This is a genomic window from Microcoleus sp. B13-B6 (assembly GCF_036705405.1).
Classification (GTDB): Bacteria; Cyanobacteriota; Cyanobacteriia; order Cyanobacteriales; family Microcoleaceae; genus Microcoleus.
In genome coordinates, this window is sequence record NZ_JAUBUJ010000021.1 from 81,495 (window position 1) to 94,358 (window position 12,864).

Annotated in this window: 10 protein-coding genes and 1 pseudogene; 7 read left to right on the plus strand and 4 right to left on the minus strand. The window is 45.0% G+C overall.

Translation table 11 applies throughout. The annotated features are described in order from the left end of the window. Window positions 1–371: 371 nt before the first annotated feature. From QUB35_RS12180 to QUB35_RS12195, 4 genes are all read left to right on the plus strand, one after another. Window positions 372–1,031 carry an ATP-dependent Clp protease proteolytic subunit gene (locus QUB35_RS12180; protein ID WP_190741967.1) on the plus strand — a complete coding sequence of 220 codons (660 nt, stop codon included), beginning with the start codon at window positions 372–374 and terminating at the stop codon, window positions 1,029–1,031. 262 nt (window positions 1,032–1,293) lie between these two features. Then, the gene (locus tag QUB35_RS12185) at window positions 1,294–1,887 is read left to right on the plus strand and encodes an ATP-dependent Clp protease proteolytic subunit (protein WP_333044307.1); all 594 of its coding nucleotides are present in this window, start codon (window positions 1,294–1,296) and stop codon (window positions 1,885–1,887) included. A gap of 382 nt (window positions 1,888–2,269) precedes the next feature. Then, a complete protein-coding gene (locus QUB35_RS12190) occupies window positions 2,270–3,703 on the plus strand; it encodes a transposase (protein WP_333142151.1) in 1,434 nt (477 codons plus the stop codon). A 45-nt stretch (window positions 3,704–3,748) separates the two neighbouring features. Then, entirely contained in the window at window positions 3,749–4,375 is a 627-nt protein-coding gene (locus tag QUB35_RS12195) for a J domain-containing protein (RefSeq protein WP_333142152.1), read from the plus strand. Here the strand turns inward: QUB35_RS12195 and QUB35_RS12200 are convergent. The 4 genes from QUB35_RS12200 to ltrA form a co-directional block, all read right to left on the minus strand. Continuing rightward, window positions 4,369–5,298 (minus strand): serine/threonine-protein kinase, encoded by a 930-nt coding sequence (locus QUB35_RS12200; protein ID WP_333142153.1) that lies wholly within the window; start codon window positions 5,296–5,298, stop codon window positions 4,369–4,371. The two genes, QUB35_RS12195 and QUB35_RS12200, sit on opposite strands and share 7 nt — an antisense overlap. Window positions 5,299–5,374: 76 nt before the next feature. Then, a complete protein-coding gene (locus tag QUB35_RS12205) occupies window positions 5,375–5,578 on the minus strand; it encodes an Arm DNA-binding domain-containing protein (protein WP_333142154.1) in 204 nt (67 codons plus the stop codon). A 585-nt stretch (window positions 5,579–6,163) separates the two neighbouring features. Then, the gene (locus QUB35_RS12210) at window positions 6,164–6,400 is read right to left on the minus strand and encodes a Calvin cycle protein CP12 (RefSeq protein ID WP_190662788.1); all 237 of its coding nucleotides are present in this window, start codon (window positions 6,398–6,400) and stop codon (window positions 6,164–6,166) included. A 167-nt stretch (window positions 6,401–6,567) separates the two neighbouring features. Beyond that, window positions 6,568–8,274: a group II intron reverse transcriptase/maturase gene (ltrA, locus tag QUB35_RS12215; RefSeq protein WP_333142155.1), complete on the minus strand. Its 1,707-nt coding sequence runs from the start codon at window positions 8,272–8,274 to the stop codon at window positions 6,568–6,570. 1,218 nt (window positions 8,275–9,492) lie between these two features. Here ltrA and QUB35_RS12220 point away from each other — a divergent pair. The 3 genes and pseudogenes from QUB35_RS12220 to QUB35_RS12230 all read left to right on the plus strand — a co-directional run. Next, window positions 9,493–10,746, plus strand: coding sequence for an FIST N-terminal domain-containing protein (locus QUB35_RS12220; RefSeq protein WP_333142156.1), 1,254 nt, complete (start codon window positions 9,493–9,495; stop codon window positions 10,744–10,746). 118 nt (window positions 10,747–10,864) lie between these two features. Further along, the gene (locus QUB35_RS12225) at window positions 10,865–12,019 is read left to right on the plus strand and encodes an ISL3 family transposase (RefSeq protein ID WP_333142157.1); all 1,155 of its coding nucleotides are present in this window, start codon (window positions 10,865–10,867) and stop codon (window positions 12,017–12,019) included. 342 nt (window positions 12,020–12,361) lie between these two features. Next, window positions 12,362–12,864 (plus strand): annotated as a pseudogene (locus tag QUB35_RS12230) (transposase); the annotation flags it as partial.

Below are 12,864 nucleotides of genomic sequence, written 5' to 3' on the forward strand. Positions count from 1 at the left end.
GAATAGCTCCATCAGTTCAGGCAACATTTCGGTTATGTCAGGAACCTCAGCCTAAGTGCATGAGGCTTGTAAGAGATTCTTGCGAGCCGTCCTGACCAGCCTAAGACTTTCGAGGTCTACGTTTTTTGAGTCATGACACCCGCTTGATGCGAAGCTAGTCCCCTGCCCTGTCATTTGCAGTTAAACAGTTTTAAGGTCACTGAAACAGTGCTGCAAGTTTAACAAGCTCTAAAAACAAAGGCGCGTGCTAACTTTACCCGTAAGGGAGTTTTGGAGAAGACCACATCTCCACGGAGGGGCAACCATACCCCTCCACCCCAATCCAATGTAAAGCCGTCCTAGAAGGACGGGGTTTCAGACTCATTTTTCTGATGAACACACCCATTAAAGCAGTGCAATCGCCATACTACGGGGAAGGGAACTCTCGGACGCCACCTCCCGATTTGCCATCCCTGTTGCTGAAGGAGCGGATCGTTTATCTGGGGATGCCTCTGGTGCCTGCGGTAACAGAACTGATTATCGCTGAACTGTTGTTCTTGCAGTACGAAGACCCGGATAAGCCGATCAAAATCTACATCAACTCGACCGGCACTTCTGGTTACAGTGGCGAACCCGTCGGCTTTGAAACAGAAGCCTTCGCTATCTGCGATACGATTAGGTACATTAAGCCGCCTGTGCACACTATTTGCCTCGGTTCGGCAATGGGGATGTCTGCGATGCTGTTAGCGGCTGGTACAAAAGGCTTTCGGGCGAGTTTGCCCCACGCTTCGATTGTGTTGCACCAACCCAAGGCTTACACGCGGGGTCAAGCAAGTGACATTCAAATTCGGGCTAAGGAAGTGCTGGCAAATAAAGCGACGATGCTTGAGATTTTTGCAAGCTGTACTGGCCAACCGATCGAAAAGATTACTAAAGATATGGATCGGTTGCTGTACCTGACGCCCCATGAAGCTAAAGAATACGGTTTGATCGATCGCGTTCTTGAAAGTTCGGAAGAATTGCCGAAACCGCTGCCTGCTGGAGTCATCTAACTGGGAATTGGAAATGGGGAATGGGGAATGGGGAATGGGGAATGGGTAATAGGAAATGGGGAATGGGCATGAGTAATAATTAAGGGTTAATGGCTAGTAGTTTCTACCCGGGTTAGTTATTCAATAGTCTTTTTATGACTAACAATTCCCAATTACCGATTCCCAATTACCGATTCCCAATCACCAATGCCCGATGCCCAATTCCCGATGCCCAATTCCCAATTACCAATTACCAATTACCAACTAAACGGAGTTCCGAATTATGCCTATCGGTGTGCCAAAAGTTCCCTACAAGATGCCGGGGGGTTATGATACTCAGTGGATTAATATCTACGATCGCCTCTACCGGGAACGGATTATTTTCTTGGGCAGGGACGTTGACGATGAAATTGCCAATCAAATCATCGCTGTGATGCTCTATCTTGATTCGGAAGATTCAGGTAAGGATATTATTTTGTACATCAATTCCCCAGGCGGAATGGTGTCGGCAGGCATGGCTATTTTTGATACCATGCAGCACATTAAATCGGACGTGGTGACGATTTGTGTGGGCTTGGCTGCTTCGATGGGTTCTTTCCTGTTAGCTGCCGGTGCGAAGGGGAAACGGTTAGCTTTGCCTCACTCGCGAATCATGATTCACCAGCCTTCTGGGGGCACGCGGGGACAAGCAACGGATATTCAGATTGAGGCGAAAGAGATTCTGCGGCTGCGCCACGAACTCAATAATATCTATGCTAAGAATACTGGCAAGCCGATCGAGAAAATCGAGAAGGACATGGATCGCGACTATTTCATGTCCGCTGAGGAAGCCAGAGAATACGGCTTGATTGACAGAGTGATCGAAGATCGTCCGTAAGTTATTTTTGCGCTACCGTAGTGCGGGCAACCCTCGCACTACAACCTAGTTCGCAGTAAATTTTGGCAGAATCTTTACATTTAAGGATTCTGCCATATTTAACTTAACAGCCGGGAAGTCCAAGGCGTGTATAAGGCGGAGATATCTTGGAGGCGTCCGGGCGATCGCAGTACCCCGAATAAATTCAGCAAGAGGATGAAAGGCGCGGCGGTCGGAGGTACGGAGCGAGTCAATTATACTTTGGGAGCATCCTGATTCTCAATGTATATTCTAAGCATTGAAACAGTAGCACCACTACAAGATGCGATTTTCTACTAACAAGTCTTGCGCTTTTAGCATTCACACATTATATTTGAGGAAGGTCGAAAAAAGGAAGATATCATTGCAGCTAACCTACAAGTACAAACTGAAACCCACTCGTCCCCAAGCAGTGACGATATCGACTCACCTGGAACTCTGCAGGCGACAGTATAATTACCGTTTGAGCGAGAGATTCAAATGGTGGGAAGCTACCAGAACACCCATCAATACTTGTCCTTTGAATGCTTCTATAGTCTCAGTAGAGGAAATCTACAAGAATATTCCTCTGACTAGAGTGCAAACCAGAGATGGCAGGAAAAAAGATGAAGCAGGCAATCCCATAACAAGAAAGGGTGATATTTTCTCAAATATTGATGGTGGTTATGTACAGTGGCAAACCGTACAGTTAGCTGACTTGAAAAACACCAAGAAACTATTTCCTGATTACAAAAAGTTGGATGCCCAAGTCTTACAGGATGTAGTCAACAGGGTAGAAACTTCTTTCTCAAACTTTACGATACTTGACAAGAATGGCCGCCGTAGGGGGAAGCCTAGATTTAAAGGTTTTCATTATTACAAATCGTTTACTTATCCTCAACTTGACAATTTGAATATTATCAAAGATGAGCAAAGCAGGATTTGTATTGACCTAGCGAAAATAGGTCAAGTGCCGATGGCATTCCACAGACCAATACCGAAAGGATTCAAGGTTAAGACGGGAACGGTTATCAGAGAAGCAGACGGATGGTATATTTCCCTAACGCTAGAAGATAAAACAGTGCCAGTAACGGTTGCAGAAATTCAACCGACTGCCGAAAACTGTCTCGGTATTGATTTGGGAATTACGAATTATCTCTATTTGTCCAATGGCGAACGAGTCGAAAATCCTAGATTTTTGAGAAGGTCTTCTGAGAAGTTGGCCAAACTTCAAGCGAGGTTAGCTAAAAGAGTTAAAGGATCTAAGTCTTGGAAAATTATCAAAGACAAAATTTCCAAACTTCATCAATTTGTAGCGAGAACAAGATTAGATTTTCAATTCAAGACTGCACATAAATTATTCAATAAGTGTGATGTTTTAGTTTTGGAAGACTTGAGTCTCAAGAATCTAACTAGACGCGCCCAAGTTAAGACTGATATTGAGGACGGCAATCTGGTCTACTTGCCCAACGGTCAAGCGGCTAAGAGTGGCTTAAACAAATCAATGCTTGATGCTGCTCATGGTCAGTTTGCTACTGTTATCAAATATGTCGCTGGTAAACTAGGTAAAAGCGTTGTATTCGTTGACCCGAAAGGCACTTCTCAACATTGTTGGAACTGTCTCAACAAAGTGCCTAAAGAATTGTCTGAGCGATGGCATTCTTGTCAGTGTGGCGAGGAACTCGAGAGAGATGAAAATTCAGCCAAGCTTATCAAAAAGATTGGCTTGAATTACGAAAGTGGCGGTGGTTCTACGTCACTCAAAAAAGCCCTTGCAAACAGGGAAAAAGAAGCCTGCAGTCTAACGATACTCCGTTGACCGTCAGGTTTGTTCACTGGTATTATCAACGCTCATTCATGCTAGATGGATATTGCAGATTATTACCGACAGTTAGGACTGAGGTCTGGCGCGAGTTTATCGCAAGTTAAGGCCTCTTATCGGCAGTTAGCCAGACAGTATCACCCCGATGTGAATCCGGGAAACGAACAGGCTAAGAATAAGTTTATTGCTATTACTGAGGCTTATAAGTTCCTGGTGAATGTTGCCCCCCACCATGTTGCGGAGTCGAAAGTTGCCAATTCAACTGTGCCGCCTACTTGGACACCGCCGGATCAGGAGGTGAAAGCTCAACCGCAGGCAGTTAAAGTGACTCGAAAAGAGGCTGCGGTTCAATCTAATGCGGATCTGTCGGCTGCGGAACAAAAGTTAAAGCAAGATGCTTATTTTGAGCTGCAGCAGTTGCTGAAATATCAGAGGTTCCCACGGGCGATCGCCTTGATTGAGGGTTTAGCCCAGCGGGTTCCCGAAGATTTGGAGGTGCGTCAGTGGCAGGCGATCGCCTATCAGCGCTGGGGACGACATTTGATCGGAGAAAAGCAGGTTGATAAGGCGAGAATTTATTTGAAAAAGGCTGTGAAAACTGACCCTCACAATCGGGCTTTGTGGGCGGAAGTTGAGCGCGATTTTCGCAGGTTGGAACAGATTTATTGAAGCGATGTTGCGTCCCCCTTTTGCAGGGGGTCTGCGTCGTGAATTTTTAATTTTTCTAAAATAACTTGGGTATTTTCAGGTCGGTTTTCCGGTAGCGGTTCCATCAATTCGTCGATCGACTCTAGGAGTAACGGGTCAATATCTACAGCCTGGTTCCTCCAATTAATTTTACCAGTTTTTTCATTAACGGGAAAGTTAATCGGCTCTATGCCTGTTAATAAATGTACAAAAGTACGCCCTAGGGCATAAAAGTCCGATCGCACGCCTGCTTTACCTAGAATTTGTTCCGGTGCGGCGTATCCCGCAGAACCTATGGGTGCGGTCTCTATCTCTGCTTCTGTGGCGGCGCCGAAGTCAATTAATCTCAATTTCCCATTGGCTTCAAGCATCAGGTTGGATGGCTTAATATCCCGATGCACTACATGATATTTGTGGATTTCCTGCAAAATATTGCTCATTTGTTGCAGCCAATCAAGAGCGAGATTTTGAGAAACGTACTGTTTTTTAGTTAAGAATTCTGCCAAGTTTTCTCCGGTAATTTTTTCCATCACCAAACAAGACAATTTCTGGAAATTATTGGGGAGTTTAATTGGGAAATAACCGTCAGGTTCGACTTGGGGAACTGAGCCCTTTCCGGCCAGCCAAATCAAAACTCGCGCTTCTTGCTTGAACACGCGAACTAAATCGGGATTGTGTGTGTGTTTCAAGACTTTTAAAATTTTGACAGTGCCCCATTCGTTTTCCCCGGTTCCCAAGTCTTCAACTTCAAAGATGTCTGTGGGGCGTGCGGGATTGGGCGATCGCACTGGTTTAAGGATACGATAGCGATCGGCAATTAACAAATCCGTGCCACAAGCCTGACAATTTTGAGCAGCAGCAGGATTTTCACGTTGTTCGCATTGAGGATTGATGCAGTAAATCATCGGCCTTGATACGTCGACGACTGACGGATTTAACAAATTGATTCAATTATTAGCATAAAACCCAGCAAAACTAACCTTAAACGTTGTTGGCTCCTTCGATCCGCCAAGCGATAGCGATCGCCTTTTGCCAGTTTTCGGGAGTATCCTTCATCCCTAAGCCCTGATGCTTTCGCTTCCCCCCAAAAATGGGATTGTACTTGGTACTGAACTGTAACCGGAGTGAACCGTTATCGGACTGTACTTTGATCGTCTCAGGGGTTGCTTGTGATTTAGCGTACATATTGTTTTTTCAAGGTTCTGTAAGGGTTTTAGCCTTCTATCAAGTTTCTAGCAATCCTCGGTGAATCGAGCTGTGTGCATAGCGTGAATGAAGGCACAGAAACAATATAACACAGATAACCGATAGTGCATCCAGACTAGCGGTTGAAACCAAGGCCCGGTGGCTGCCAATAAAAGACTCAACATCTTTGGGAAAATATACTCACTTATTTGTCACAAATTTTACTACAAAAATGCTAAAAAATCAGCAACCAGAACACGGTCTTAATGTTTTAGTTACTGCTATTTTTTCTAAGGTACTTGGCGCGCTTTGAAGGCTACTTGAGACACGATAGACGGCAATACGCTTGAGTTAAAACTGTTTATTCCTCAGATATCTCCTTCCCCTCCTCGCCTCCCTTGGGGGACGCAAGAGCCAATTCTTGTCCCCCTTGGGGGGCGAGGGGGAAGCTGGCGGATTTGAACCGTATGGGGATAGAGGGCAAATCTCGCCATTACCTAAAGGCTCAACCCCTCAAATAAAATTCTCCCGCGCCAAAAGTTAGATTTCGGCGCGGGAGAAAAGGGATAGAGCTAAATGGCTCGTTTATTCCTCGTAGATGCGGCACTCAGCAGCGTCAGGATTGTCGTCGCAAAATTTTTCAAAAGAATTCTTAGGTTTGACTTGCTTTTGGTGGGAAGCTTCTGCTTGCAGTTCTTCAACTGCGTCCCACGCCGCCGCGCATTCCCCGGAAGTGGCGCCCTTGAGGTCACAGACGGTACGAGCGCTTTCTAGTTCTTCTTCAATTTTTTCTTGGATGTTGCCTGCGGGTGTTGTTGTCATAAAAATTGTTGGTAGGAAAGTGTAGGAGAATATGGTTGTCCCCGACCTATTTCTAGGTAATGTTAGCACGCGCCTTTGTTTAGTGAGCTTGTTCGGCTAACGGCACGTCCTTAACCCAAATAAAGATGTTGCCGGGTAAGGTTCGAGCGTCACCGCTCTCCCCTCCCCTAAGAACCGGACGTGAGGCTTTCGCACTCATCCGGCTCAAGCCTTATTTCAAGCTCGGAAAACTTGGGTTTTGAGTGTTCCTGATTATGGCACGTTTTGTGCAAGTGCCGAAGGTTTTCGATGTCGTCTCGTCCGCCTTGAGAAACAGGGATTATGTGATGGGTGTCTATTTCCTCTCCATTGAATAGAGGTTCGCCACAAGTTGGACATTTCCAGTTCTGGTTTTGAGCGATTTTGTAATTCCGAGAATTTTTAACCCAGTAGCTCTTACCGTATTTTTGGTGGCGATTATCCCAATACTCCTTTAGAGAGGAGTCATCCGGTGACGCTTCCCCCTTGACCTTTACATGGCGTTCAATGGGTGTGTATGCTATCGGGTAGAGGATTAAATATTTCTCTTTCCCTCGGCGGTCGCTAGTTGTTGTAGCGAATGTCCATGTATTGCCATTTATGGTCTTGAAGTAGCGTTTCCGAACCCATTTTGCGCTTTTCTGTGGGTGTCTACGCTTTGCCCATTGCCATAGGTATTGCCATACCCGGCATGAGATATATCCAAAGGTTTCCTTGCTAACTTGTCCTTTGTAATAGTTAGCAAAACCTCGAAGAATTGGATTGAGTTTTCTAATGACCTCCTCCTGTTCTACTCCGTTCATTGCCTTTATTTCTTTCCCGATTCGTTTACAAAAGTCTAAGACTTTCTTCTTCGAGGGTTTGACTAGCAATTTGCCATTGTAATGGCGGTGGTTGTATCCAAGGAAATCAAAACCATCATCCATTGACGTGATTAGCGTCTTCTCCGCGCTTAATTCGAGTCCTCTTTTTGATAACCCTTGTTGAATCTGGATTTGGGCTTTTTCGAGACTTCCTTTGTCTCTAGCTGTGACAATAAAATCATCAGCATATCTGACCACGCCGAGTTTTGGGTTGGTGGATTTTATGTAATTTTCTAATCCATGCAATCCTATATTGGCAAGTAGGGGTGAGATAACCCCACCTTGTGGTGTACCCATCTCTGTTGGATTTAATTTTCCTTCAAAGAAGAATCCAGCTTTTAACCATCCTTGGATAAGACTTCTTTTGGGGAAGTTACTAATCTGGCTCAGGATAGATTCATGAGCAATATTATCGAAAAATCCTCGAATGTCCGCTTCTAGTACCCATTTGTCATTACTTCCATATCTTCTAGGCAGAACTCTATTGACGTTCTGTACAATGGCATCCTGACAACTTCTACCAGGTCTAAAGCCATAGGAATTTGGCTCAAACACGGCTTCCCATTCGGGTTCTAGTGAATTCTTAATTATTGCCTGTTCGATTCTGTCGCGCACGGTTGGGATTCCGAGCGGTCGTTTCTTTCCATTAGGTTTTGGTATCTCCACCCTTCTGGTTGGTTGGAGATTTCCCCCCTTCCAAGTATTTACCAGAGTCACCCTTTGCGCTGGGGTATTGATAATTTCTTTGTCAATTCCTGCCGTTGCTTTGCCTTTATTGGTCTGGGTGATACGCCGAACAGATAGTAATAAGTTTGCGTAGCTTCGTTGCATTAACTTCTGTAGACTCCTAAGAGTTTTGAAGTTACCAAGTTTTCGAGTACGAAAGATTCTTTGTCGTAGATTCCTAACAAGTTTGTTGACCTTTTGCCATTCAATATGGCTCCAGTCTTCTAGCTGTTTCTTCAGTCCGTTTGTTGACATTACTGCCCCCATCTAACTTGTCCTCAGATTTGGTTTCTTTGACATTTTGTCTTTTCGTATAAGACCCAGATGAAGTCTGCTATTCCTTTCGGTCAGAGGCAAATCTTGAACCTCTATCTAGTTCATTACAAACTAGCGTTTGCTTTTTCATCCATCCTCTACCCTCCAGAGATTTCGGTCTTCGTTACCTTAGACTTACTAGAAGTTTTCGACCTCTTCTAGACTCTGTAGGGTTTACCTTGTTGTATCGTTTAGTTGTCTGTTCTTCCTTAGATGCTGTCTATTCTGCGGCGGGAATTGTATTCACACGATTTAATAACGATTAAATATTAAATCTACCCGCTTACCTTTTTGGTTAGAGCCTATCAGCCCTATTTGGCTCCCTTCGTTATGACGCAGTTTAAATGACAGTTCACGAGTGTTCATCATAGAAAAACTCCCTCTTGCTCCTTACCAGATTAGGCTTCCAGTAAGGGTTACTTCCGTGGTCTGCACTCCGCCTGTTTCATTACTTACTTGGGCGTGACCGAACTCTATAAGAGTCTTTTACGTGAGGGTAGAGGGTGTGAATCCCCTAGAGGAGTAGGCTCCTCAAACTAAACAACCTTTTCAAGTCGCGCTAACCGTTAACGACAGAGCAAGGGACTAGCTAAGCAGCCGCTTGGTGTCATAACTCAAAAAACGTAGACTTCTAAAGTATACGGCTGGTCAACTGTGGTTTAAGTCTTAGGCTCGAAGCGAGCGTGTCTTTAGACCTGGGTCGTTGACCTTATTAAGTAAGAAAGGTTTTCTTTTTGGATGTTAGTTTGGGTTGGATTTGCTGTTTCGGTCTGGCGACCCCAGCTAATAATAGCTTGAGATGCGCTGCTGTTGCAGCAGCCCAGAGAGAAACCATCCATAACTGCGAGCGCAGCAGCCGTCTCTACTTCCTGCTTTACTAGCCCGTAGGCGGATTCTAGTCCACAGGCATCAATGTAGGTCGAGCTGACCTTACTTTTGATGAAAACATTACACGAGGTTGGTGTGTCAAACTGTATTGAGCTTTATCTTTTAAGATTTAGCTGAATACGGCATTTAAGACCAAACAGATTAATGGGACACTCATGTTAACTTATGTTAACACAAGAACGGCAATCGATGGGGAATCGATCGCCCAAGAATACCGTCCCCCCAGTGGCCAGTTCCGGTTAGCCTAATGTATAGAGATAGTTTTATAGAGAAGTTTGCCTTATGTACACCCAAAACCAAATGCAATGGGTCAGCGCTTTATCAACCCGTCCCTCTTTGGAATCCGCCCTCAAAGAAGTTATAGAACAAGCCGATCGCGACCTAGAAGGCCCGGCTGATTTAGCGCTGATATTTATCTCGTCTGCCTTTGCCAGCGAGTATTCTCGGCTGATGCCTTTACTCCGAGAACTGCTGCCAGTGCCCGCGATCCTGGGCTGTGGCGGGGGAGGAGTCATCGGCACGAACCGGGGCGGCATCACCGAAGAAGTCGAGGGATCTCCCGCAGTCAGCCTCAGTCTGGCCCATTTGCCGGGAGTGAATGTCAGAACTTTTCACGTCGGTGCAGAAGAACTGCCCGACTTAGACAGTCCCCCGGATACTTGGGTGGATCTCTTGGGCGTGCCGGCCCAGGAAGAACCGCAGTTCATCATCTTGGCAGACCCCTTTTCCGCAAAAATTAACGATTTGCTGCAAGGGCTAGATTATGCCTATCCGGGCGCGGCAAAGGTAGGGGGGCTCGCCGGGGGGGACGGTGCGGGCAGGGGCGCGGCGCTGTTTTGCGACTATCAGCTTTACCGAGAAGGGACGGTTGGGGTAGCTTTGAGCGGCAATATAGTTTTGGAAACGATCGTCGCTCAAGGCTGCAGGCCGATCGGGCATCCTTATCGGGTGACGGAAGGAGAGCGGAATATTTTGCTCAAACTCGAAGAACAAACCGACGATACGGGCAGCGCGGGCATCGAGCGATCGCCCTTAGAGGCGTTGCGAGAGTTAGTTCAAACTTTGAGCGAAGAAGACCGAGAATTAGCGCAGCACTCGTTATTTGTAGGCTTAGTCAGCGATGAATTCAAGCTGACATTAGAGCCGGGAGATTTTTTAATCCGCAATCTGTTGGGAGTAGATCCGAAAGTGGGGGCAATTGCGATCGGCGATCGAGTCCGTCCCGGACAGCGCATCCAATTTCACCTGCGGGACGCGCGAACCTCCGCAGAAGACCTAGAAATGCTGCTCGATCGCTATCAGCGGGCCGCCGAGTACAGTGGTACCTCCAGCGCCGGCGCCTTGATGTTCTCTTGTCTGGGGCGCGGTGAAGGGCTTTACGGCGAATCGAACTTTGACTCCCGACTGTTCGGCCGATACCTCAAAAACATCCCGCTGAGCGGCTTTTTCTGCAACGGCGAAATCGGCCCAGTCGGCGGCAGCACATTTCTGCACGGCTACACCTCTGTATTCGGGATTTGCCGCCAAAATTCATAATTTGTGAACGGTTGGCTGTTGACTGTTGACTGTTGACTGATGACTGTTGACTGTTGACTGTTAACTGGGCTCTCCTGAGTTTATGGTGTAAAATGTACCTACTAATACATTTACCGTTATGAGCTTCCATCTAGACTATCTATTAGCCTTGCCTGGAGTCAGGGTTGAAACTTGTACTCAAGTTGAGGGAAAAATTTTCTTGGGACTGAGCATTTCATCAGAAGGAATTGTTTGTCATCATTGTAACAATCCTACCGAAAAACTGCATCAAAATCGACCAATTTTAGTAAGAGATTTGTCGGTTTTTGGTCGTCCTGTATATCTAAAAATCCCACGACGGCAGTTTTACTGTCCTTTTTGTCAACGGTATCCCACAGAAAAATTAGATTTTTTGGACGTTAAAAGACGGCATACTCAACGATATGAACAAGATATTTATGAGCGTGTCAAACAATCGAGCATGGAGCAAATTGGACGAGAAGAAGGACTGAGTTATGACGAAATAAAAGGAATATTTGAGCAGGTAAACACCCTCAAAAAAAAACCGAATTGGCAACGGGTTAAACGAATTGGTCTCGACGAGATAAGTATGCGCTCATGTCAAGGAAATTTTGTGACTGTTGTGAGTGACCTGGGCGAAGGTAATTTAATTGAGATGATTGATTCTCATCGCTGTGAAGAAATCATTGAAGTCCTTATAGAACAACCAATTGAAGTTCGTAAACAAGTTGAGGAAGTGAGTGTTGATATGTGGGGAGGATTCCCTAAAGTTATCAAAAAAGTATTCCCAAACGCCAAAGTTATTATTGATCGTTTTCATGTAATGAAAGTAGTTAACAAAGACGTAAATAAGTTACGTAGAGCAGCCGGAATAACAGACAGGCAAAGTAAAAATTTATTATTAAGTAATCGAGTAAATTTGAATCAAGAGCAGATTTATAAATTAGAATTAATACTAGAAAAATCCGAATGTTTGCGAATTGCGTATGAGATGAAAGAAAAATTTAGAGAAATATATGAGACTAATTTGACGGTCAAAGAAGGGCAGACAAAAATCAAAGAATGGCTAAATCATGCACAAGTATTTTTTAGAGAATCTGCATCAACAATTGAGAATCATTTTGAGGGTATTTGCAACTACTTTCTTCATCGCACCACAAGTGGAGTCATGTCAGGAATCAACAATCGGATTAAGTTGATAATGCGGCAAGGGTATGGTTTTTCTAATTTTAATAATTTTAGGAATCGCGTATTAGCTTGCTTTTCTGATTAGATAAACTTATAACCATAAGTTCAGGAGAGCCGTTAACTGTTGACTGTTGACTGTTGACTGTTGACTGTTGACTGTTAACTGTTGACTGATGACTGTTAACTGATGACTGTTAACTGTTGACTAATGACTAATGACTAATGACTAATGACTAATGACTGTTGAAAATCTAAAATCTAAAATCTAAAATCTAAAATCTAAAATCGCCTGATGACCAATAAATAGGGCTTGCTGAATATATCGGTCGCACTTGACGTGGCATGGGTTAAGAACTGGTGCGATGCAAGTCAGGTGCAAAAAAAACAGGTAAAATAGAGCAAAACCCGTGCATCACCATCTGCGAACGTGTACCGAAAAGCTGAGCTTGCTTCCCCCTCACCCTCCGACTTTGAACTCCCCTCATGTGGAAAGTTGTCAGCAGATAACCGTTGGGTAAAAATGGCCCAAATAATCCCGTGGTCTGAATTTGAATCAGAATATGCGGCCAACTTCCCCACAGAAAAGGGGGCCCCTGCTAAATCCTTTAGGATGGCATTGGGGGCATTAATTATTAAAGAAAAATTAGGAATTAGCTCCGAGTGAAACAGTAGAACAGATCCGTGAAAATCCCTATCTACAATACTTCATCGGTCAATCAAGCTACAGCAACGAACTCGCATTTGACCCATCCCTCTTAGTACACTTTCGGCAACGAATCAGTGCCAACCTAATTAATAAAGTGAACGAACGCCTGGTTGAAAAAATGCGAGAAATCACGCCTGTCAAACCCGAAAAAAAAAAGGATTCGGACGCCAAAAATGAGTCACCCAATCGCGGTAAACTAATCATAGATGCAACCTGCGCCCCAG